The sequence below is a fragment of the Comamonas odontotermitis genome (assembly GCF_014207855.1).
Taxonomy (GTDB): Bacteria; Pseudomonadota; Gammaproteobacteria; order Burkholderiales; family Burkholderiaceae_C; genus Comamonas; species Comamonas odontotermitis_A.
This window is the reverse complement of sequence record NZ_JACHKZ010000008.1, coordinates 141,460-162,626: the sequence shown is the minus strand read 5'-3', so window position 1 is coordinate 162,626 and position 21,167 is coordinate 141,460. Positions and strand designations below refer to the sequence as shown.

General features: G+C 63.5%; 22 protein-coding genes. 14 read left to right on the top strand and 8 right to left on the bottom strand.

Annotated features, from left to right (window positions below; translation table 11 throughout):
- The first annotated feature begins 23 nt into the window (after nt 1-23).
- From HNP33_RS08850 to HNP33_RS08830, 5 genes are all read left to right on the top strand, one after another.
- A complete protein-coding gene (locus HNP33_RS08850) occupies nt 24-1,157 on the top strand; it encodes a sulfate/molybdate ABC transporter ATP-binding protein (protein ID WP_184707437.1) in 1,134 nt (377 codons plus the stop codon).
- A 183-nt stretch (nt 1,158-1,340) separates the two neighbouring features.
- Nucleotides 1,341-1,841: a disulfide bond formation protein B gene (locus HNP33_RS08845; protein ID WP_184707473.1), complete on the top strand. Its 501-nt coding sequence runs from the start codon at nt 1,341-1,343 to the stop codon at nt 1,839-1,841.
- Between the two features lie 307 nt (nt 1,842-2,148).
- On the top strand, nt 2,149-3,219 hold the full coding sequence (locus HNP33_RS08840; RefSeq protein ID WP_184707435.1) for an alcohol dehydrogenase: 1,071 nt from the start codon (nt 2,149-2,151) through the stop codon (nt 3,217-3,219).
- 306 nt (nt 3,220-3,525) lie between these two features.
- On the top strand, nt 3,526-4,053 hold the full coding sequence (locus HNP33_RS08835) for a hypothetical protein (protein WP_184707433.1): 528 nt from the start codon (nt 3,526-3,528) through the stop codon (nt 4,051-4,053).
- A 22-nt stretch (nt 4,054-4,075) separates the two neighbouring features.
- Nucleotides 4,076-4,525, top strand: a complete 450-nt coding sequence (locus tag HNP33_RS08830; protein WP_184707431.1) for a hypothetical protein — start codon at nt 4,076-4,078, stop codon at nt 4,523-4,525.
- 139 nt (nt 4,526-4,664) lie between these two features.
- On the opposite strand, the gene HNP33_RS08825 is transcribed toward HNP33_RS08830, so the two are convergent.
- The 4 genes from HNP33_RS08825 to HNP33_RS08810 form a co-directional block, all read right to left on the bottom strand.
- Entirely contained in the window at nt 4,665-5,309 is a 645-nt protein-coding gene (locus HNP33_RS08825; protein WP_184707430.1) for a trimeric intracellular cation channel family protein, read from the bottom strand.
- 102 nt (nt 5,310-5,411) lie between these two features.
- The gene (locus HNP33_RS08820) at nt 5,412-6,131 is read right to left on the bottom strand and encodes an RBBP9/YdeN family alpha/beta hydrolase (RefSeq protein WP_184707428.1); all 720 of its coding nucleotides are present in this window, start codon (nt 6,129-6,131) and stop codon (nt 5,412-5,414) included.
- Nucleotides 6,132-6,212: 81 nt separating this feature from the next.
- Complete coding sequence (locus tag HNP33_RS08815; protein WP_184707471.1) at nt 6,213-7,139, bottom strand: LysR family transcriptional regulator; 927 nt, start codon at nt 7,137-7,139, stop codon at nt 6,213-6,215.
- A complete protein-coding gene (locus tag HNP33_RS08810; protein WP_184707426.1) occupies nt 7,139-7,378 on the bottom strand; it encodes a hypothetical protein in 240 nt (79 codons plus the stop codon). Before HNP33_RS08810 ends, HNP33_RS08815 begins: the two co-directional genes overlap by 1 nt.
- Before the next feature lie 69 nt (nt 7,379-7,447).
- Here HNP33_RS08810 and HNP33_RS08805 point away from each other — a divergent pair, with 69 nt between their 5' ends.
- From HNP33_RS08805 to HNP33_RS08780, 6 genes are all read left to right on the top strand, one after another.
- Entirely contained in the window at nt 7,448-8,083 is a 636-nt protein-coding gene (locus HNP33_RS08805; RefSeq protein WP_184707424.1) for an FMN-dependent NADH-azoreductase, read from the top strand.
- Between the two features lie 139 nt (nt 8,084-8,222).
- Nucleotides 8,223-8,585, top strand: coding sequence for a DUF2946 family protein (locus tag HNP33_RS08800; protein ID WP_184707422.1), 363 nt, complete (start codon nt 8,223-8,225; stop codon nt 8,583-8,585).
- A 177-nt stretch (nt 8,586-8,762) separates the two neighbouring features.
- Nucleotides 8,763-10,931, top strand: coding sequence for a TonB-dependent receptor (locus HNP33_RS08795; protein ID WP_418903831.1), 2,169 nt, complete (start codon nt 8,763-8,765; stop codon nt 10,929-10,931).
- A 4-nt stretch (nt 10,932-10,935) separates the two neighbouring features.
- Nucleotides 10,936-12,438: a PepSY domain-containing protein gene (locus tag HNP33_RS08790; RefSeq protein WP_184707418.1), complete on the top strand. Its 1,503-nt coding sequence runs from the start codon at nt 10,936-10,938 to the stop codon at nt 12,436-12,438.
- A 201-nt stretch (nt 12,439-12,639) separates the two neighbouring features.
- Nucleotides 12,640-13,515 (top strand): DMT family transporter, encoded by an 876-nt coding sequence (locus HNP33_RS08785; protein WP_184707416.1) that lies wholly within the window; start codon nt 12,640-12,642, stop codon nt 13,513-13,515.
- Between the two features lie 404 nt (nt 13,516-13,919).
- Complete coding sequence (locus tag HNP33_RS08780; RefSeq protein ID WP_184707414.1) at nt 13,920-14,633, top strand: Crp/Fnr family transcriptional regulator; 714 nt, start codon at nt 13,920-13,922, stop codon at nt 14,631-14,633.
- 202 nt (nt 14,634-14,835) lie between these two features.
- On the opposite strand, the gene rnhA is transcribed toward HNP33_RS08780, so the two are convergent.
- Nucleotides 14,836-15,285, bottom strand: a complete 450-nt coding sequence (gene rnhA / locus HNP33_RS08775) for a ribonuclease HI (protein ID WP_184707412.1) — start codon at nt 15,283-15,285, stop codon at nt 14,836-14,838.
- 133 nt (nt 15,286-15,418) lie between these two features.
- Entirely contained in the window at nt 15,419-16,378 is a 960-nt protein-coding gene (locus tag HNP33_RS08770) for a class I SAM-dependent methyltransferase (protein WP_184707410.1), read from the bottom strand.
- Here HNP33_RS08770 and gloB point away from each other — a divergent pair.
- The 3 genes from gloB to HNP33_RS08755 all read left to right on the top strand — a co-directional run bounded on the left by gloB (nt 16,377) and on the right by HNP33_RS08755 (nt 19,169).
- Nucleotides 16,377-17,165 (top strand): hydroxyacylglutathione hydrolase, encoded by a 789-nt coding sequence (gloB, locus tag HNP33_RS08765; protein WP_184707408.1) that lies wholly within the window; start codon nt 16,377-16,379, stop codon nt 17,163-17,165. The two genes, HNP33_RS08770 and gloB, sit on opposite strands and share 2 nt — an antisense overlap.
- The gene (locus HNP33_RS08760) at nt 17,162-18,730 is read left to right on the top strand and encodes a transglycosylase SLT domain-containing protein (protein WP_233464447.1); all 1,569 of its coding nucleotides are present in this window, start codon (nt 17,162-17,164) and stop codon (nt 18,728-18,730) included. Before gloB ends, HNP33_RS08760 begins: the two co-directional genes overlap by 4 nt.
- Nucleotides 18,731-18,851: 121 nt before the next feature.
- Nucleotides 18,852-19,169, top strand: a complete 318-nt coding sequence (locus HNP33_RS08755) for a tetratricopeptide repeat protein (RefSeq protein WP_184707406.1) — start codon at nt 18,852-18,854, stop codon at nt 19,167-19,169.
- A 124-nt stretch (nt 19,170-19,293) separates the two neighbouring features.
- Here the strand turns inward: HNP33_RS08755 and gsiD are convergent, their stop codons facing one another.
- Nucleotides 19,294-20,235 (bottom strand): glutathione ABC transporter permease GsiD, encoded by a 942-nt coding sequence (gene gsiD / locus HNP33_RS08750; protein WP_418903830.1) that lies wholly within the window; start codon nt 20,233-20,235, stop codon nt 19,294-19,296.
- An 11-nt stretch (nt 20,236-20,246) separates the two neighbouring features.
- The gene (gene gsiC, locus HNP33_RS08745; protein WP_184707402.1) at nt 20,247-21,167 is read right to left on the bottom strand and encodes a glutathione ABC transporter permease GsiC; all 921 of its coding nucleotides are present in this window, start codon (nt 21,165-21,167) and stop codon (nt 20,247-20,249) included.

Here is a 21,167-nt window from a genome sequence, read left to right as displayed (position 1 = left end):
CATAAAATTTTGAAAGTTTGGATATGAGCATCGAAATCCAAAACATCTCCAAGTCGTTTGGCAGCTTCCAGGCGCTGAACAACGTGAGCCTCGACATCCAGTCGGGCGAGCTCATTGCGCTGCTCGGCCCCTCGGGCTGCGGCAAGACCACCTTGCTGCGCATCATTGCAGGGCTGGAAACCGCAGACAGCGGCACCATCCAGTTCAGCGGCGAAGACACGACCGACGTGCATGTGCGCGACCGCAACGTGGGCTTCGTGTTCCAGCACTACGCACTGTTTCGCCATATGACCGTGTTTGAGAACGTGGCTTTCGGCCTGCGCGTCAAACCGCGCAAGGAACGCCCCAGCGAAGCGCAGATCAAGGAAAAGGTGATGAGCCTGCTCAAACTGGTGCAGCTCGACTGGATTGCCGACCGCTACCCCTCGCAGCTCTCGGGCGGCCAGCGCCAGCGGATTGCACTCGCGCGCGCATTGGCTGTGGAGCCCAAGGTGCTGCTGCTTGACGAGCCCTTCGGCGCGCTGGATGCCAAGGTGCGCAAGGAGCTGCGCCGCTGGCTGCGCCGCCTGCACGACGAGCTGCACGTCACCAGCATCTTCGTCACCCACGACCAGGAAGAGGCGCTGGAAGTGGCTGACCGCGTGGTCGTCATCAACAAAGGGCAAATCGAGCAGAGCGGTACGCCGCAGGAAGTGTGGGACCACCCCGCCAGCCCCTTCGTCTACGGTTTCCTGGGCGATGTCAACCTGTTCCACGGCCGCGCCGTGGACGGGCATACCGTCGTGGAAGGCGGCGTGCAGATCGATTCGCCAGAGCTGGCCGCCGCCAATGCAGCCAACGGCGCCCAGACCCTGGCCTACGTGCGCCCGCACGAGCTGGACGTGGAGCGTTACTCGCCCGGCCAGGAAAAGGACGCCCAGGGCCGCCCGCGTGGCATCATCGCCCAGCTCGACCGCGCCATTGTCGTGGGGCCGATTGCGCGCCTGGAACTTATTCCAACGAACGGACACCAAGCCCAGGGTGCTGATGGAGAACGGTTGATTGAAGCGCAGATTCCTGCACAGCAATACCGCGCCATGGGCCTCAAGGAAGGCGAGACGCTGGTGGTGACACCGCGCCAAGCCAAGGTTTTCGTCGATTACGCCGCCAACATCTAGCCTGGTCCGGTTATCGCCCTTTTTGATGCATTGTCGCCGAAGCCTCGCTGCAGCATTGCGGCAGCAGGGTTTACTGCCTTGGCTCAACTGCGTATCTGTGGCGGGCTGAGCGCGGCTGACCGCTTCGCTTAAGATGGCTGGATATCGGGCTTGTCCCGGTGAGGCTGCAACAAGGACAACAACATCGTGAACTGGATCTGGAACGCACCGCGCCGCACCCTGGCGCTGATTTTTGTGGACTGCGCGGCCATGATGGGCTTTGGCATGTACCTGCAGCATGTGGTGGGGCTGGAGCCCTGCCCCATGTGCATCGTTCAGCGCTACTGCCTCATTGCAGTCGGCGTGCTTGCGCTGATTGGCAGCTTGAAACCATCAACCGCCGGCTGGTGGAAGAGCTTTGCCTGGCTGGCGGTGCTGTTTGCCGGTTTTGGCGCCTTCACCGCCGCCCGCCAGAGCTGGCTGCAGTGGTATCCACCCGAATTTGCGACCTGCGGGCGCGATTTTTACGGCATGATCGAAAACTACCCCATCAGCCGTTCGCTGCCCATGATCTTCCGCGGCTCGGGCGACTGCACGGCGATTGACTGGACTTTCCTGGGTGGCTCCATCGCCAACTGGTCGTTCGTGGCTTTCACGGTGTTCTTCATCGTGCTGCTGCTGGCCATCTTCAAGGCCAAGCGCTGATGGAGTCTGGCGCAGAGAACGCGCTGACCGCATCTGCATCGAACGTTCACCAAACGCCCCTTGCGAGGGGCGTTTTTATGGGCTCTTCAAAAGCAGCCCGGAGCGGCCCTGCCCATGGCGTCAGGCAACGGCCATGGGTACTCTTCCACCAGTCCTTGGCCAAAACGGCCTGCGCCACTTTATCCCCTAGGTGACTGGCATGGCACCGGCACAGTTTGCCTGCGCGGCGGCTGGCACTACCATCAATTGTTGTCAGGCCCGCATGCGGGCTGCGCCACTACCGATTCGACTACGAAGGAGACAGTCCATGATCAGCTACGAAGTCACCGCCTTTGGTGAACCCCTGGTACGTACCGAGCGCGAAACCCCAGTGCCCACCGGCGATCAGGTGCTGGTGCGCATCGAGGCAGCAGGGGTGTGCCACTCGGACCTGCACATCTGGCACGGCGAGTACGACCTGGGCAATGGCAAGAAGCTGTCGATGGCCGACCGTGGCATGAAGCTGCCGCTCACCATGGGCCATGAGATTGCTGGCGAAGTCATCGCCGTGGGCCCCGACGCCAAGGGCGTGGAAGTGGGCAAGAAGTATGTGGTCTTCCCCTGGCATGGCTGCGGCCAGTGCAAGGTCTGCAAGCGCGGCGACGAAAACCTGTGCCTCGCAGGCAAATCGATGGGCGTGTACCAGCCTGGCGGCTATGCCGACCATGTACTGGTCTCCCACGCCTACTATCTTGTGGACATCGGCGACATGCCTCCTGAGCGCGCAGCGCCCTATGCCTGCTCGGGCCTCACCACCTACAGCGCCATCAAGAAGATCGACCCGCAGGTGTTCAAGGACGAGAAGATTGTGCTGTTTGGCGCCGGGGGCCTGGGCCTCATGGCCATCCTGCTGATGAAAGCCATGGGTGGCGCGGGCGTGGTGGTGGTGGAGCCCGATGCCAGCAAGCACGAAGCGGCGCTGAAGGCCGGTGCCGACACGGTGATCGATCCCAAATCGCCCACCTTCCTGGCGGATGTGAAGGCGGCCGCTGGCGGCGCCGTCTGGGCCATCATCGACTGCGTGGGCTCCAGCCAGACTGTGCAGGCCGGCATCGACCTGCTCACCAAGGGCGGCCATCTGGTGCAGATTGGCCTGTTTGGCGGCCATGTGGACCTGCCAACCCCCACGCACGCCATCCGCGCGCTGACCTACCAGGGCACCTATGTGGGCAACCTGCGCGATCTGCAGGAGCTGATCCAGCTGGTCAAGGACAAGAACCTGAGCCCGGTACCTACCACCTGCATGCATTTCAGCAAGGCATTCACGGCGCTTCTGGCCCTGGAGCAAGGCAAGGCCGTGGGGCGCCTGGTGCTGACGCCAGAAGGAGAAGCAGCCTGAGGCGCTGCCTTTTTCGGCCTCGTCGCCGACGCTTTCACTGACCACCGCATTGCGGTGGTTTTTATTTTTAAAGGCTCATTCCATTTACAGCACATCACCGAATGCTAATAAATATATAGCAACCCACACAGAAATCCGAACGCCGTCCAAACCCGCCAGCCCTGCAGAAAGAGTGACTGCGACTGGAAGCGGCAGATAACATGCGGGCGGAGATCCGGGAGGTTTCCACCTTTTAAAGCATGTAATAATTTAAAAAAATCTATCCAAAAATAATCATCCATTAAGGATAAGAACCAAGGAGCGCGTATGTGGAAGCTGCTCAAGACAGCAGGGGTATCGGTGCCCCGGCCCAATGCCTTGGCAGCCGCATTGCTGTTGCTGCTGATCTGCATGCTGGTCAGCCAGTTGGTGACCTGGCTGATCGAGTTGCCTGCGATGCAGCTGGCATTGGCTACGGACAGGAATACCGACGCAGGTGGGCAGGATCTGATGAACATGGGCCTCAGGGCCAGCGCCTTGGGCATGCTGGGTTTTCTGGTGCTGGGGTGGCTGTGGCTGGCTGCGGGCGGCACGGGTGCCAGGCTCGTCTGGTGGATCATGATGGCGCTCGGTGCATGCGTGGTGCTCTCCACCAGCGGGATAAGCCTGTACCTGGGGCATACCGTCGGCCGCGATGCCACGCTGGGCATTGTCCTTCGCAGCCTGGTGAGCCTGGGCTTTTTCATCGGCAGCTGCATGCTGATGGCGCCCAGCTATGCGCTCTGGCGCGACACGCTCCGCGCCAAGGAGCGTAATGTCTGGAAGAGGCTCTCAGCGCCCACGCCTTTGCAATAACGTTTTTTACAAGGAGAGAAAGATGATTGAAACGTCGATTCCGCGTCCTGCCAGTCTGAACAAGGGCTTGTTGATCACCGTAGTGCTCGCCGCCGTGGGTTACCTGAACAGCTTTTTCGCACAAAGCTCGATGAAGGAAGTCATGCTCCGCCAGGGCCTGCCACCCGAGGCTGTGGCGCAAAGCGGCGGCATGGGCGTTGGCATGCTGATCTTCAGCCTGCTTATCACCGGCACGCTGCTGTTCTACATTGCCAAGGGCTTCAATGTGGCGCGGGTCATCTGGACGGTGCTGGGTATCCTGGGGGTGTTGATGAGCGTATTCAGCATTGGCCTGTTGTTCAGCGTCTCGACCTTCGTCGGCCTCCTGTCGGTCGTCGGCATGGTCGGCAACGTCATTGGCATTGTGTTCATGTGGATGCGCGACAGCAGCCAATGGTTTGCGCAGATGAAGGCCGACCGTCTGGCGCCCTAACACCCCTCGCGCTACGCACATTGCACAGGGCCGCAAAATGCGGCCCTTTTTATAAACTGCAATAAATCAGTCGCCAGCGTACAGCCATCATGTGTATCTAGCTACTATTTTTATAGTAACTACAGGCGACTTGCGCCATTCACTCCACGCGCCAGCTCGGAAGCCGCCACTGCCGCCACAGGGCAATCGCGCGCAGCCCGGCCGTGACGAACACGCACGCCAGCATGGGTGCCATCTCCGGCACCGGAGAGTTGCGCAGCATGATGTCTACCCAGCCGCCAATGAATGCACACACGGCATAGGGCTGGTGGTCGCGGAAGGCCTGCGGAATCTCGCCGCACAGCACATCGCGCAGCACGCCGCCAAATACCCCGGTGATCACGCCCATCATCACGCACATCAGCGGCGACATGCCCTGCTCTGCCGCCATATCTACGCCCACGGCGGCAAAGAGGCCCAGGCCCAGCATGTCGGGCCAGAGCATGGCACGCTCGGTGACCGCAAAGTGCCGCTGGCGCATGAAGCCCACAGCCAGCAGGCTCACCAGCATGACGACCCAGACAAAGTTTTCATGACGCACCCAGAAGAAGGGCCGCTGGTCCAGCAACAGATCGCGCAGAGTGCCGCCGCCAAACGCCGCGATAAAGGCCACCACGCACACGCCCACCACATCGAGTTTCTTGTGCGCGGCCTTGATCACCCCCGATAGCGCAAATGCAATGGTCGCCGCAATCTCCAGCACCTGGCGGGCGGTGTCAATGATCTGGGGCGTGTTGATGGCCATGGCGGCATTGTCGGTGCAATGCCAGCGAATGCGCGCCCGTGCTGGCCCGGTGTCGCAAGCGCGAGACAGGCAAGGTGCCCACTTTGAAGGCCAGCGCAAGGATCAGGCCGCTGCCCGTATGGGCGCCCGCGCACGTGCCTGCGCCACCAGGGCTCCCAACAAGGCCCAGCCCAGCGGCCATTCACCGTGGCCCGATTCGATGTTGATGTGACCGCCATCGGGCACCCGCACAAAGGTGCTGGCCCAGCTTTTGGCATAGGCGCTGGCCATGCGGATGGGGCAATAGGGGTCGTTGCTGCCAGCCGCCACAATGCTGCCAAACGGCAGCGGGTGCGCGGGCACGGGACTGAAATCCTCAAACAGCGCGCGGCGCTCCGGATCGGCTGGCGCCACGAACAAGGCACCGGCCACACGCGCCAGGGCCTCGGGTGACAGGCTGGCGAGGGCGTGCACGCTGGCAATGCAGCCGAGCGAATGCGCGACAATCACCACGGGTTGCGGCGCGCCCAGAATCGCTTCCTGCACGGCAGCCGCCCAGGCTGCGCGGTGGGGCTTGGCCCAATCCAGTTGCTGCACGCGGACCGCACTCGGTATGCGCTCGGCCCACAGGCTTTGCCAGTGGCCTGGGCCAGAGTTGCGCCAGCCCGGCACGATGAGGACGGTGACCGGCAGAGCGCCTGTATCCGCGCCATGGTCTTGCGCACCTCTGCCGCTCTCAGCCGTGGCGCCGCGCACCAGCGGGCGCGCCAGCAAGGCAGATCCTTCCAGTACGGTGCGGGCAGCTTTCAAGCCCGTGGAGCCAGCGGCAGAGGAGACAGACATGGGCGCATTGTCTGGCCCATCCCTTCAAACCACAACGAATTATTTTTTGTTTTGTTATGCCTAATTGCTATTTGCACTAACTCAAGCCAGCCGGTTGATGAGGCGCGGGTGCTGCTGCGGCAGCTTCTCACCCAGGTAATCCAGAAACACGCGCAGCGCCGGCGCCATGTTGCGGCGCGAAACAAAGGCGGCGTGAAAGATACCTTCCGGCAGGCGCCAGTCCTTGAGCACCTCCACCAGATCGCCGCGCTCCAGTTCTTCGCGCACCATGTAATCGGGCATCCAGTACACGCCGATGCCGTCCATCACCGCATATTTCAGCGTCACCAGATCGTCGGCCACATAGCGCGCCTGGTGGTGCAGCACCATGGGCTCGCCCGCGCTGGTCTGCAGTTGCAGGGTGGAATGGCCATCCGCACTGTTGAGCGCCAGGGTAGGAAGCTTGGTGCCCAGATCCTGCGGCGAGGTGGGCTCGCCATGGATGGCCAGCAGCTCGGGGCTCGCCACCAGCACCTGCCGCGTCATGCCCAGGCGCTTGACGACGAGGCTGCCGCTGTCGTCCAGCGACACACGTACCCGCAGCGCCACGTCGATCCCCTCTTCCAGCAAATTGATGGTGCGGTTGCTCACCATCATCTCGATGCGCACCTTGGGATGGCGGCGCAGAAACTCCGGCAGCAGCGCGCCAACGATCCCCTGGCTGAGCGTGACCGGGCACGAGACACGCACGGTGCCCGATGGCTCGCGCTGGGTCTGCTCGATGGCAGCCTGCGCGTTCTGCGCCGCCTCCCGCACCGACTGGCAGTGGCGCAGAAAGGTCTCCCCCGCGTCTGTCAGCGACAGGCGGCGCGTGGTGCGCTGCAACAGGCGCACGCCTAGCTTGCCTTCCAGCTCGGCAATGCGCCGCGACAGACGCGATTTGGGAATGCCCAGCGCGCGGCCCGCTGCGGCAAAGCCGCCACGCTCTACCACTTCGGCAAAGTAATACATGTCGTTGAGATCGTGCATCATGGTGGTGGCTCAGAAAAATGAATGAAAACGCCTGTAGCAAATGAGTGCAAAGCATTTGAAGCTACATTTTCAATAGCAAATAGAATCCAAAAAGCAGCGCTTTGCACTGCATCGCGCCCACACAGCGCGGGCCAAGACAGTGGTGGTGATTTTGCCACCATAGTTCCATAAATAGAACAATCTATGCCCGTTTTGCCGGTCAATCGCGCCAGGCAAACCTGCCAGAATTTCTTCATCAGGGGGCGCTGCATGCTGCCGCGACAGCAAGCCCGCCTTTTTCCATCTCCGACTCCATTTTTAAGACCATGAAACTGCTGCACATCGATTCGTCCATCCTGGGCACCAATTCCGTATCCCGCCAACTGACGGCGGAGACCGTGAAGGCCTGGGTTGCCATCCACCCCAACACCGAGGTGGAATACCTGGATCTGGCCGTCAACACGCCACCTCACCTGAGTGAAGACGCTCTGGGCTTTCGCACCGGCCAGCAAGCCACCACCGAAGCACAACGTGCGCAGAACGCCATCAGCGAGCAGCTGGTGAGCCAGTTCCTCGCTGCCGATGTGGTGGTGGTGGGCGCGCCCTTCTACAACTTCACCATCCCCAGCCAGCTCAAGGCCTGGATCGACCGCGTGCTGCAGGCGGGTCGCACCTTCCGCTACACCGCCAACGGCCCCGAGGGCCTGGCCGGCGACAAGAAGGTGATCGTGGTGGAGTCGCGCGGCGGCCAATACTCGGCCACTGAAGCGGGCCGCGCCATGGAGCACCAGGAAACCTATCTGCAAACCATCTTTGGCTTCATCGGCATCACGGACGTACAGTTTGTACGCGCCGAAGGCCTGGGTATGGGCCCCGAAGCCCGTGCCGCCGGCATCGCCAATGGCCAGGCAGAGATCGCCCGCGCCGTGGCAACGCCCCTTCTGGAGGCACAAGCGGCCTGACAGACTGCCCGGAGTGGCGAGCCCCTCCGTCCCCCGCGCTCACTGCCGCCCCTTTGCGGCAGTTTTTTGGCCGCCCGGCATGGTCTTGCCCGGCGGCTTTTTTGCCACTGCGCCGCCTCATCCTGCATAATGCGGCGCCATGCAAGCCCTTCGCTCACTCCGCCTGACTGCCCGCCTCGTGCTGGTGTGGTTTGCGCTGACGCTGGGCGTGGGCATGGCCTCGCCCATCGTCGCGCCGCAGCAGTGGGACGTGGTCTGCTCCAGCAGCGGTGACATGAAGCTCGTGGTGGTGGGCGACAGTGGCGACGACAGCGCGCTGGCGCCGCACCACCTCGATTGCCCGATGTGCCTGATCACGCTGGCGCTGCCCGGGGCCGATACCGTTCCCCAGCTCCCCCAGGCCCAGCCGCTGGGCCGGGCCGTGCAGCCCATTGTTGCCGCGCGCCTTGCGGCCGTGGTGGGGGCGCCGCTGCCCCCGCGCGGGCCGCCTCCATCCGTGTAAAGCCGTTTTCCTTGCCTGAAACCAACCGGGCTCTGCTTCCACACGCGGCAGCGCCCTGCTTTACCCGGATGAACCATGTCTTCCCTGATCTCTGTGGCTGCGCCGCCTGCGCCAGCCCGCACCGCTTTGCGCGCCCCCCATGGCGCCGCTTTTTCGGCCCTTCGCGTGGCAGTCTGGATGGCGCTGGGCACGCTGCCCTTTGCAGCGAGCGCGCAATCTCCATCGCAATCGCACTCGGCCTCCTCTCTCGATGCCCCAGCCCGTGAAGCGGAGCTGCCCGCCGTCACGGTGCAAGGCAGTGCCGAGCGCCCCAACGGCACCTTGAACCTGGGTGCCCCGGCGGCTACGGGCAGCCGCCTGGGCCTGACCGTGCGCGACACACCGGCTGCGGTGACGGTGGTGGACCGCGCGACCATCGAAGAGCGAGGCGCCAGCAATACACAGGAGATGCTCAAGAGCATTCCCGGCGTGACCGCGCACGATGCACCCGGAAACGTCGGGGTGAGCTGGCGCGGCTTTGGCGGCAGCTCGCTCAACCAGCTCTTCAACGGCATCAATGTGCAATACGGCATTGCAGCGCGCCCCGTGGACAGCTGGATCTACGACCGCGTCGAAGCCATCGGCGGCGCCAGCAGCTTTCTGTATGGCGCAGGGGGCGTGGGCGGCACGATCAACATCATCACCAAACTGGCCGAGCGCAGCGATTTCAGCGAAGGCCAGCTGCGCCTGGGCAGCCATGCCACCAAGGAGGCGTCCATCGGCATCAACCGGCGCGTGACGGGCGACGGCACGGGCGCTGGCGACCACTACCTGCGCTTCGACCTGAACCACCGCAACGCCCACGGCTGGACGCAAGGCACCCGAGCCGAGGCCACGCAGCTGGCCACCTCGCTGTTGTCGGACCTGGGCGGCGGCGTCACCCACACCCTGGCCTACGAAGCCCAGCACGAGCGGGTGGACCGTCCCTACTGGGGCACGCCATTGCGCAACCCCACCGCGGGCGCGCTGCAGATCGACCCGGGCACGCGCTTCAAGAACTACAACAGCCAGGACGGCCTGTACGCCCAGCGGGTGCAGTGGCTGCGCTCGCTGACCGACTGGCGGGTGAATGACCAGCTGCAGCTGAAAAACACCTTCTACGCCTACGACGCACTGCGCGACTACCGCAATGTGGAGGTCTACCGCTTCAACCCGGACAACACTGCCGTGCTGCGCTCGTCCCCCCTGCTACAGCGCCACCAGCAGCGGCTGGTGGGCAACCGCATTGATGGCCAGTACCAGGGCGAGCTGGCGGGCCTGCGCAGCGAATGGGCCTTTGGCCTGGATGTGAGCGTGAACCGGCAGACGCGCTTTCCCAATAGCCTGTCCACCACCGTCAGCACCGTCGATCCGTATGACTTCAGCACCGAGCACTTCTTCGACATTCCGGGCATGACACCGGGCTTTCGCCCAGACCGCGAAAACCGTGTGACCACCGTGGCGCTGTACGCCGAAAACCGCACGCAGCTGGCGCCTACCTTGCACCTGGTGAGCGCACTGCGGCATGAGCGCATCGACCTGGACCTGACCAACCGCCGTGAAGTGACCGCCGCCAACCCGGCCGAGTTCTCGCGCGGCTACCAACCCACCACCGGCCGCCTCGCCCTGGTGTGGGATGTAGCGCCCGGCGCCAACCTGTACGCGCAGTACGCTACGGCGGCTGACCCGCCCTCGGGCGTGCTCACCACCGCATCATTTGCCGACGTGCGCAACAACAGCGCCCTCACCACCGGCCGCCAGGTGGAGCTGGGCAGCAAGCTGGATTTCTGGCAAGGCAAGGGCACGGCCACGGTGGCGCTCTACCACCTGCAGCGCAACAACATCGCCACGCAGGACCCGAACCAGCCGAGCCAGACGCTGCTGGTGGGCCAGCAGTCATCGCGCGGGGTGGAGCTGGCCATGGGCCTGCAGCCCACCCGGGCCTGGTCGGTGCAAGGCAATGTGGCGCTGGTGGATGCGCAGTACGACGACTTCACGCAGGGCGGCATCTCGCTCGCAGGCAAAACGCCCACCAATACGCCGCGCGTGGTTGCCAATCTGTGGACTTCCTACCACGCGGGCCCGCAGTGGCAGTTCAATGCCGGCCTGCGCCATGTGGGTAGGGTCTACGCCGACGCCGCCAATACCCAGACCTGGAGCGCCTATACCTTGCTCGACCTGGGCGCCAGCTACCAGTGGAGCCGCAACGCCACCGTGGTCGCCCGCGTGCGCAATGTGACCGACAAGGTCTACGCCGCCAATGTGGGCACAATGGCCTACCTGGGCGCGCCGCGCACGGCCGATGTGACGCTGCGCGTGAGGTTCTGAGGCCATGGCACGATCCCTCAAGCGCTGGTGGTACGTGACCCACCGCTGGCTGGGCATTGCGCTGTGCCTGCTGTTTGCGATGTGGTTCGTATCGGGCATGGTGATGATGTACGTGGGCTACCCCAAGCTCACCGCGCACGAACGCCTCGCCCACCTGCCTGCCCTCCAATCCCAAGCCGGGCTGCTGCCGCCCCAGCAGGCGCTCCACCTGGCCGGATGGCAGCAGCCCCTGGAAGAGCTGCGGCTGTCTGCCAGCCGCGCAGGCCAGCCTGTGTACCAGCTCACCCCTGTAAAAGGTACGCACCAGAAGGCAGGCGCTGGCACTGTAGTGGTGGATGCACGCACCGGCCGTCTCCTGCCCGCCGCCGATGAAGCCACGGCCCTCGCCAGCGCTGCAGCCTGGGTGAGCAGCAGCGGCCAACTCACGTATCTGGGCACCCTGGAGGAAGACGCGGCCACCCATTCGCGCGCACTTGATGCCCACCGCCCGCTGCACAAGGTGGCGCTGGCCGATGGCACCTGGCTCTACGTATCGGGCCCCACCGGCGAGGTAGTGCGCGATGCCACCCGCAGCGAACGCACCTGGAACTATGCGGGCGCCTGGCTGCACTGGCTCTATCCGCTGCGCGGCGGCGTGCTCGACAAGTACTGGAACGGCACCGTCGTGTGGCTCTCCATCCTGGGCATCGCAGGCGCCATCACCGGCAGCGTGGTGGGGGTCATGCGCTGGCGCTTTGGCGCCCGCTACCGCAATGGGCGCCGCACGCCCTACCCTGGCCGCCTCATGCGCTGGCATCACATCAGCGGTCTGCTGTTTGCCGCCGTCACCCTCACCTGGATCTTCAGCGGCCTGATGTCGATGAACCCCTGGAAAGTGCTGAGCAGCAGCGCGCCTCCCCTGCAGGCGGCCGCGCTGCACGGCAAAGCTCTGGCAGAGCTGGGCGCCAGCGCCCCCCCGGAGCAACTGCTGCAGGCCGCAGGCCCCGGCACACGCGAGCTGCGCTGGACCATGGTGCTGGGCCAGCCCGTGGTGCAAGCCTATGGCGCCAGCACCACCGCGCAACTGTTCGATGCCCGCACGGCGCAGCCCTGGCGTGTGGATACCGATGCACTGCGCGCTGCCCTGCCCCGCCTGCTGGCTGCGCCCGTGGGGCGAATCGACACGCTGGACGCCTACGACCTGTACTACTACACCCGTACCGAACACAGCATGACGGGCGGCAGCGACAAGCCCCTGCCCATCTGGCGCGTGGTGTTTGACGACGCCAACCGCACCTGGGTGCATATCGATCCGCGCACCGGCGCAGTTCTGGGCAGCCTCGACAGCCACCGCCGCGCCAACCGCTGGCTGTTTGCCATGCTGCACAGCTGGGACTGGCTGCCGCTGCTTGAGTGCCGCCCGCTGTGGGATGTCTTGCTGATCGTGCTGAGCCTGGGCGGGCTGCTGCTCAGCGCCACCGGCGTGGTGGTCGGCTGGCGCAGGCTGCGGGCAACACTGCGCCACTAAGGGGCGCAAGGCGGTGGCCCACCAGGCCGCTTTCAGGATGGGAGTTGACTTTGATCAGGCCTTTGGGGGGGCGTAACGCAGCGGACAGGCAACTACAAAATCCATAGCTACAATGCCGCCCTCGTCTTACGCTAAGAACGTGTTTACGATCTCCTCGCGCCGCGTAGAGATCGTAAACACGTTCTAAGGCCTTGCAAAGCCATGAATATCGTCGGTATCGCCCTGCATGTGTGCGGTTTGTGGATTCTCTCCAGCCTGGACGCCAGCGGCAAGCTGCTGGTGACGGCGGGCGTGCCGGTGCTCATGGTGTCGTGGTTCCGCTATGTCGGGCATGTGGCGCTGATGGCCATTTTTGTACTGCCCAGACGCGGCCGCAGCCTGTTCAGAACCCAGTCGCTGCCGCGCCAGCTGCAGCGCGGGATGCTGATGATTGCCACCACCTTGCTGTTTTTCCATGTGCTGAGCCTGGTGCCGCTGGCCGAGGGCACGGCGATGAACTTCATGGCCCCTCTGCTGGTGATGGTGCTGGCGCCGTGGCTGCTGGGCGAGCGGCCCCGCTGGCATCGACTGGCAGGCGTGCTGCTGGGTTTTGTTGGCATGCTGATCGTTGTGCGGCCGGGCGGCCAGCTGTCCACCGAAGGCGCAATCTGGGGCGCCGTCACCGCCGCCACTTTTGCACTCTTTCAGATCAGCACGCGCCGCGTGGCGGGCGATGACCCGCTGACCAGCAATTTCTACGGCGGCCTGCTGGGCGCCATCGTGCTGACGGCCCTGCTGCCGTTTTTCTGGAAAACGCTCGACCTCAGCCTGTGGCAGTGGGCACTGCTGCTGTCGACGGGACTGACCGGCTTTGCAGGCCACTGGCTGCAGATCACGGCCTACAGCAAGACCAGCGCCACCTTGCTCGCGCCCTTCAACTACCTGCAGATCGTCTCTGCCACTACCCTGGGCTGGCTGGTGTTTGGCCAGTTGCCGGGCGCCACTACCGCTGCGGGCATGGCGCTCATCTGCCTGGCGGGCCTGGCGGTGGTGCTGATCGAGTTGTGGCAGCAGCGGCGGCGCAGCTCCGGCGCGTGAGACTGATGTGTGTGAGCGGTTGCGCTAGCGGCATGCACTGACAAACCCCTGACAGCCACTGCCAGTGGCTGCCAGCAAATGGCCTGTCCCGTGATTGCAGGCCGCAAAGCCCCACTGATTTATTGCGCCATCACCGACCCTTCACCGATGCAGAAGGCTGTCTTCACCATTGGTGCACCTAGGGAAAACCCATGCTCAAAACTGATAGCTGAAAGCGCCCTGCCGGTATACAAATTACGCTATTTCCTGATTGAATAACGGGCGCCAAACCTGGAAATTTCCCTTTGTCAGCCCTTCTACGATGTCAGACGATAATTAACAACTTGCCAGCAATGCCTTACATTCGAGCGTGACCGTCGCGCAAGCGACAAAACAAAGAACTTCAGTCACTGAGACGACACGCCATGGACGATCCCATCCTCACGCAAGAAGAACGCGAAGCCATCAACACCGGTCGGTGGTTCCAGACGCTTTCACCCACCCTGCGCCATGACATTCTGCGCTGTGCGTATGTCAAGCGCTTCAAGGACGGCGCGCTGATTTTCTCGCGCGGCGATACGCCGGAGGAATGGGTATCGGTGGCCCGCGGCTCGGCCCGTGTGAGCTCTGCCTCGCTCACGGGCAAGCAGATCACACTCACTTACGTGGAGCCCGGCACCTGGTTTGGTGATGTGGGCCTGTTTGACGACGACAGCCGCACACACGATGTATACGCCCATGGCGAAACCACGTTGGTCTGCGTGAGCAAGGCGGATTTCCAGCGCATTCTGCAGACCCATGTGGAGTTTTACCAGGCGCTCTCGCGCATGCATGCGCGCCGCATCCGCAGCCTGTACGGCATGGTGGAAGACCTCAACACCCTGCCGCTGCGCGCGCGTCTGGCCAAGCAGTTGCTGCACCTCTCACGCAGCTATGGCGTGCCCGGCAAGGAAAGCACCGAAACCCGCATCGGCCTGCAACTGGCGCAGGAAGAACTTGCCCAGCTGCTGGGTGCCTCGCGCCAGCGGGTGAACCAGGAGCTCAAGTCGATGGAGCGCGAATCGTCGATCCGCATCGAGCCCTCGGGCCTGATCGTGCGCGACACGAATGCACTGCGCCGTATTGCCGCTGCCGAGTAGGCGCCGCAACCCTCCAAAAAACAAAGCCTGATGGCCTTCGTCATCAGGCTTTTTTGCGTTTGACGTTTGACGTTTGACGTTCATCCGTATCGTTAGAAGATACCGTAGCGGTAGGCCACATACAGCGCAGCCACCACACCGATCACCGCCAGAATCTGCATTGCCCGCCCCATGGCTGCTCCTTCGTCAAATATGACTTGAATCAAACCCGGCCCAGCGCCACATCCACGCCTTTGTTGGCCAGGCTGTCGGCCCGCTCGTTGCCCGGATCACCTGCGTGACCCTTGACCCAATGCCAGCTGATGCGGTGCGCGCCGCCGTGAACGAGCGCATCGAGGCGCTGCCACAGATCGACATTTTTTACCGGCTCCTTGCTTGCCGTGCGCCAGCCCTTGGCCTTCCACCCGGCAATCCATTCGGTGATGCCCTTGCGCACGTACTGGCTGTCCAGGTAGAGCGCCACGTCACAGGGGCGCTTCAGCGCTTCCAGCGCCTGGATGACGGCCATCAATTCCATGCGGTTGTTGGTGGTGTTCAACTCGCCGCCATACAGCTCTTTCTCCACCTGGCCAGCGCGCAGCAGCGCGCCCCAGCCGCCAGGCCCGGGGTTGCCTTTGCAGGCGCCATCCGTATAAATCACAACTTGGTTCAAACCAGCTCCTTGGCGCGTGCCAATATCAGTGCGGCAACTATAAGCGGTTTTCAGAAGGGGATGGCGCCAGAAGGCGCTTCACAATTAATAGCTAACTGTGCTTGACAGATAAGCGCCAGAGCGGCAAAAGCGCTTAAACGTGCCTTTCCCAGCCATCTCCCTTCGGCGGGCTGGCATCTCTTGTGTCCCTTTTCTCCAGCACGCCATCGCGCGCCGCCACGGGTCGGCCCACAGCAGCAGGTGCAGCGGCCTTCCAGGGCGCAGCCAGCATGTGCACGCCTGCGACCTTCTTCACCGCCTCCACAAAGTACACGCCACCCAATATCGGCCACGCCGTGGGCCCCAGGCTGTCCAGCCAGTCCCAGCGGCGCAGCCAGGTATCGGTGCGCATCGCCGGGCGGTAACAGCCAAAGCTGGCAGTCTGCAGGTCCAGATCGAGCAGCTTGAGCCAGTCGCGCAAGCGGCCATAGCCGATCAGGCTGCGGTCATCGGGCATGGGAGGGAGCTTTTGCAAGCCGGGAATGCGGCGACTCCAGGTGTGCATGCCCCACAGACTTGCAGGGTTCACACCGCTGATCAGCACCCTGCCCTCAGGCACCAGCACGCGGGCCACCTCGCGCAGAACGGCGTGCGGATCGGCACTCAGCTCCAGCGTGTGGGGCAGCAGCACGAGGTCGAGCGAATCATTGGGAAAAGGCAAGGCCTGCCCGGCGCACAGCAGCACCGCCGTCTGCGATGGCACCGCAGCGTTCTCAGCCCGCACCGCACCGGCGCCTTCCTCGAACGCCCCCGGCGCTGGCTGCGCCTCAGCAGGCGCAGGCTGGGGACTTTGTAAACCCTGTGCAAAGCTGTTTACATTTACAGTTTCCAGCGTCTGCCATTGCGCCTGCTGCTCCACGGAGTCGAGCGCCAGCCAGCGATGGGGCATGCGATTGGCCCGCAGCCCCTGCAATGGGAAAAGCCCGATCTGCAGGCTGTGAAAGCCAAAGATGTCGGCCACCGCATCGTCGTAACATGTTTGCTCCCAGGCCAGCATATAGCGGCCCAGCGGCATATTCCACCAGTTTTGCGTGCCTATAATTTGTTCATTCATGCACTTGCACCCTTTGCCCGCATTTACCGATAACTATATCTGGCTGCTGCACGACGGCAGGCAGGCGCTGGTGGTCGACCCCGGGCAGGCGGCCCCGGTGATGGAGGCACTGCAAGCACTCGGGCTGCATCTGCAATCCATTGTAGTAACCCACCACCATGGCGACCATGTGGGTGGTGTGGCCGAACTGCGCGAAGCCACCGGAGCTGCCGTGTACGGCCCGGCGCGCGAAGACATCCCCGCACCTTACCACCCGTTGCAGGGCGGCGATACCCTGCCGCTATTGGGCCACACCTGGCAGGTGATCGATGTGCCCGGCCATACCGCCGGGCACATTGCTTATTACTGCCCCATGGTGGAAGGCGAGGCCCCGCTGCCCGCCCCTGTTCTATTCTGTGGCGATACCTTGTTTTCTGCAGGCTGCGGCCGCCTTTTTGAAGGCACCCCGGCGCAGATGCATGCATCGCTGTCTGCATTGGCGGCCCTGCCATCCACCACCCTGGTGTGCGCAGCGCATGAATACACGCTCTCCAACCTGCGTTTTGCGCAGGCCGTGGAGCCGGACAATGCCGATATCGCCCGGTACACGGCGCACTGCCAGGCGCAGCGTGCCCAGGGCGCTCCCACCTTGCCTGCCCAGCTTGGCAACGAGCTGCGCATCAACCCGTTTTTGCGCAGCGCAGTCCCCGCCGTGGCACGTGCTGCGCAGCAATTTGATCCATCCACCCCCAGCGGCGATCCGGTATCGGTACTGGCATCGCTGCGTCGCTGGAAGAACCAATTTTGAAGAACTACCTGCACCTGTGGAGCCTGAGCGCGCTCCTCATTCTGACCGGCTGCGCCACCACCAGCCAGCCTGAGGCCAACAACAGTGAAGCGGAGGTGCAAAGCACCGCCAGCCACACCCCCAACTACCCCCGGGGGCCTCTCAGCCCCATCAACTCCGCCAGCGTGCAGCGCAATGGCGTGGCCAATCTGGCCGTGCCAGATGACCTGTGGGATCGCATCCGCCGCGGCTTTGCCATGCCCGATCTGCAAAACGACCTGGTGAGCAACCAGGAGCAATGGTATGCAAGCCGGCCCGACTACATCCAGCGCATGACGCAGCGCTCCTCCAAGTACATGTTCCACATCGTCGAGGAGCTGGAGCGCCGTGGCATGCCGACCGAGCTGGCGCTGCTGCCCTACATCGAGAGCGCGTACAACCCGCAGGCGGTCTCCAGCGCCAAGGCCGCTGGCATGTGGCAGTTCATGCCTTCTACCGGCACGTATTTCGAGCTCAAGCAGAACATGTTCCGCGACGACCGGCGCGATGTGCTCGCATCGACACGCGCCGCGCTCGACTACCTGCAAAAGCTCTACAACATGTTTGGCGACTGGCACCTGGCCCTGGCCGCCTACAACTGGGGCGAAGGCAGCGTGGGCCGCGCGCTGGCGCGCAACCAGAAGCAGGGCCTGGGCATGGGCTACACCGACCTGAACATGCCCGACGAAACGCGCAACTATGTGCCCAAGCTGCAGGCGGTCAAGAACATCATCGCCCGGCCGGAAAACTTCCAGACCGAGCTGCCGCTGATCGAGAACCACCCTTACTTCCAGGCTGTCACGCTGGACCGCGACATCGACACCGCACAGGTGGCCGAACTCGCCGGGGTGACCATGGATGAGCTCAAGTCGCTCAACCCCTCGTTCAACAAGCCCGTCATCTTCAAGGCCGGAACGCCCCAGGTGCTGCTGCCCTGGGACAACGCCAATGTCTTCCGCCGCAACCTGCAAGCCCATGAAAAAGGCCAGTACGCCAGCTGGACGGTCTGGACTGTGCCCAGCACCATGACCGTGGCCACCGCCGCAGGCATGGTCGGCATGAGCGAAGGCGACCTGCGCGCGGTCAACAACATTCCCCCGCGCATGATGGTCAAGGGCGGCTCGGCACTGATGGTGCCCCGCTCGGCAGCTGTCAAGCAGGACGTATCCAGCCACCTGGCCGACAACGCACACATTGCGCTCACGCCCGAGATCGTGACGCGGCGCACCACCGTCAAGGCGCGCAAGCACGACAGCGTGACCGGAATCGCACAGCGCTACAAGGTCACCGCCGCCCAGGTGGCAGACTGGAACGATGTGGGCGTGAAGGCCGCCTTCAAGGCGGGCCAGCAAGTGGTGCTGTACCTGCCGGTGCGCGTGGGTGCAGAGCGGCACGCTGGCAACCACAACAGCCATGCAGCCAGCCGCAGCAGCAAAGCGGGCAAGCCGAGCAAAGACAGCTCCGCAAAAAAGAGCACGGCCCGTAGTACGCCCACCAAGGCAGCGCCCTCCAAGCGCAGCACGGCCACAACCAAGAAAAAACGCTGAGCCTTGCGCAGATACTTGCAGCAAAGCGCCCTACGGGCGCTTTTGTTTTTTTGATGCATGCACGCACGCGCGTTGCGGACAAGCGGACACAGCTATCCTCCATGGATCGAAAGGATGAGCGATGCGCGAAGGTCTCGAAAAATTGCTGGCCAGCGGCCAGGACAACGCCCTGCTGCGCTTTGGCCTGGGCAATGCATTCCTGCGGGAAGAGAACCATGCCGCAGCTGCAGAGCATCTGAGCCGCGCGGTGGAACACAACCCGCAATACTCTGCCGCCTGGAAGCTGCTGGGCAAGGCCTGGCTCGCGCTCGGCGAGCGGGCAAAGGCGGAATCAGCCTGGCAGCGAGGCATGCAGGCAGCAGATGCCAATGGCGACGCGCAGACCGCCAAGGAGATCACGGTCTTCCTCAAACGCCTGCACAAGGAGCAGCCGCAGTAAGCGGCCCCATTACGTATTAAAAAAGCTGCTGGCGCTCATGAATCAAGCACCAGCAGCTTTGTTTTTGATAGCAGACCGCGTATCAGTCCATGGCGGTCGATCGTCGATCGTCGATTGTCGATTGTCAATTGTCCAGCTTGGGATCGAGCGCGTCGCGCAGGCCATCGCCCAGCAGGTTGAAGGCCAGCACGGTCACGAAAATGGCCAGGCTGGGGAAAAGCGCCACGTGCGGGGCGTTGAGCATATCGCTGCGCGCCTCGTTCAGCATGGCTCCCCACTCGGGCGTAGGCGGCTGGGCGCCCATGCCCAGAAACGACAGGCTGGCCGCCGTGATGATCGAGGTGCCGATGCGCATTGTCAGGTACACCACCACCGACGACACCGTGCCGGGCAGCAGGTGGCGCAGCATGATGACCCAATCGGGCGCGCCGATGGAACGCACCGCCTCGATATAGGTCTGCTGCTTGAGCGCCAGCACATTGCCGCGCACCAGGCGCGCAAACGCCGGCACGCTGAACACCGCCACGGCCATGATGACGTTGATCATGCCGTTGCCGAGAATGGCCACAATGCCGATGGCCAGCAAAATGCCAGGAAAGGCAAACAGCACATCGGACATGCGCATGACGATGCGATCCCACCAGCCTTCGTAGTAGCCCGCCAGCAGGCCCAGCACGGCGCCAATCACCGCGCCGATGGCCACAGAAACAAAGCCTGCGGCCAGCGAGATGCGGGCACCCACCAGAATGCGGCTGAAAATGTCGCGGCCCAGCGAATCCACGCCAAACCAGTGCTTGGCAGTGGGTGGCGAGTTGAGCGCGTCGTAGTCGAAGAAATTCTCGGCATCGAATGGCGCGAGCCACGGCGCCAGAATGGCCACCAGCACCAGCACGATGATGAAGGCCCCGGCCCACAGCGCCAGCTTCTGCCGCTTGAACTTGCGCCAGAACTCGGCCATGGGCGTGCGCATGCGCGTCGATGCGGCCAGGTTGGCGGGCAGCGCGGCTGTGGCCGCGTTGCCTGCCGGAGCGCTGGCCGGGGTTTGGGGAGCATTTGGAGTAGTCATGCCCATGCTCCTTACTTGTAGCGAATGGTGGGGTTGATCCATGCGTACAGCAAGTCAACCACCAGATTGATCAGAATGAATTCCAGCGAGAACAGCAGCACCAGGGCCTGGATGATCGGGTAGTCGCGCATTTCGACCGCATCGACCAGCAGGCGGCCCATGCCGGGCCAGTTGAAGACCACCTCCACCACGATGGAGCCGCCCAGCAGAAAGCCGAACTGCAGGCCCATCATCGTGATGACCGGAATCATGGCATTGCGCAGGCCGTGCTTGATGACGACCACCGTCTCCTTCAGCCCCTTGGCGCGTGCCGTGCGTACATAGTCTTCCTTGAGGATGTCGATGAACGAGCTGCGCGTGAAGCGCGCCATCACGGCGGCCACGGCAGCGCCCAGCGTGAGCGACGGCAGCACGTAGTGCTTCCAGGTATCTGCCCCCACGGTAGGCAGCCAGCCCAGGTTGACCGAGAAATACTGCATCAGCAGCATGCCCAGGGCGAATGACGGAAACGAGATGCCCGACACCGCCAGCGTCATGCCCAGGCGATCGGGCCACTTGTTGCGCCAGACCGCCGAGACGATGCCCAGGAACATGCCCAGCACCACCGACCAGGCCATGGCCACGACGGTGAGCCAAAAGGTTGGGCCAAAGCGCTCTGCGATCTCCTGCGAGACAGGGCGCTTGGTACGAACAGACTTGCCAAAATCGCCCTGCAACGCATTGCCGAAGAAACGGATGAACTGCTGGTGCAGGGGCAGATCGAGCCCCAGGTCCTTGCGGACGAGTTCAATCGTCTCGGGCCCGGCTTCGGGGCCTGCCGCGAGGCGCGCGGGGTCGCCAGGCAGCATGTGCACAAAACCGAACACCAGCACTGCCACGATGAGCAGCGTCGGTATCAGCCCCAGCAAGCGTTTGAGCAGGTAGCGATGCAT

Bases quoted from the DNA above. Each gene is read 5' to 3' on its own strand.
- HNP33_RS08820 (WP_184707428.1), bottom strand. From the start codon at position 6,131: ATGTCTGTCTCCTCTGCCGCTGGCTCCACGGGCTTGAAAGCTGCCCGC.
- HNP33_RS08825 (WP_184707430.1), bottom strand. From the start codon at position 5,309: ATGGCCATCAACACGCCCCAGATCATTGACACCGCCCGCCAGGTGCTG.
- HNP33_RS08795 (WP_418903831.1), top strand. From the start codon at position 8,763: ATGGCGCTGGGCACGCTGCCCTTTGCAGCGAGCGCGCAATCTCCATCG.
- HNP33_RS08850 (WP_184707437.1), top strand. From the start codon at position 24: ATGAGCATCGAAATCCAAAACATCTCCAAGTCGTTTGGCAGCTTCCAG.
- gsiC (WP_184707402.1), bottom strand. From the start codon at position 21,167: ATGCATCGCTACCTGCTCAAACGCTTGCTGGGGCTGATACCGACGCTG.
- HNP33_RS08815 (WP_184707471.1), bottom strand. From the start codon at position 7,139: ATGCACGATCTCAACGACATGTATTACTTTGCCGAAGTGGTAGAGCGT.
- HNP33_RS08830 (WP_184707431.1), top strand. From the start codon at position 4,076: ATGATTGAAACGTCGATTCCGCGTCCTGCCAGTCTGAACAAGGGCTTG.
- HNP33_RS08805 (WP_184707424.1), top strand. From the start codon at position 7,448: ATGAAACTGCTGCACATCGATTCGTCCATCCTGGGCACCAATTCCGTA.
- HNP33_RS08785 (WP_184707416.1), top strand. From the start codon at position 12,640: ATGAATATCGTCGGTATCGCCCTGCATGTGTGCGGTTTGTGGATTCTC.
- HNP33_RS08800 (WP_184707422.1), top strand. From the start codon at position 8,223: ATGCAAGCCCTTCGCTCACTCCGCCTGACTGCCCGCCTCGTGCTGGTG.
- HNP33_RS08780 (WP_184707414.1), top strand. From the start codon at position 13,920: ATGGACGATCCCATCCTCACGCAAGAAGAACGCGAAGCCATCAACACC.
- HNP33_RS08840 (WP_184707435.1), top strand. From the start codon at position 2,149: ATGATCAGCTACGAAGTCACCGCCTTTGGTGAACCCCTGGTACGTACC.
- HNP33_RS08810 (WP_184707426.1), bottom strand. From the start codon at position 7,378: ATGAAGAAATTCTGGCAGGTTTGCCTGGCGCGATTGACCGGCAAAACG.
- gloB (WP_184707408.1), top strand. From the start codon at position 16,377: ATGCACTTGCACCCTTTGCCCGCATTTACCGATAACTATATCTGGCTG.
- gsiD (WP_418903830.1), bottom strand. From the start codon at position 20,235: ATGACTACTCCAAATGCTCCCCAAACCCCGGCCAGCGCTCCGGCAGGC.
- HNP33_RS08790 (WP_184707418.1), top strand. From the start codon at position 10,936: ATGGCACGATCCCTCAAGCGCTGGTGGTACGTGACCCACCGCTGGCTG.
- HNP33_RS08835 (WP_184707433.1), top strand. From the start codon at position 3,526: ATGTGGAAGCTGCTCAAGACAGCAGGGGTATCGGTGCCCCGGCCCAAT.
- HNP33_RS08755 (WP_184707406.1), top strand. From the start codon at position 18,852: ATGCGCGAAGGTCTCGAAAAATTGCTGGCCAGCGGCCAGGACAACGCC.
- HNP33_RS08770 (WP_184707410.1), bottom strand. From the start codon at position 16,378: ATGAATGAACAAATTATAGGCACGCAAAACTGGTGGAATATGCCGCTG.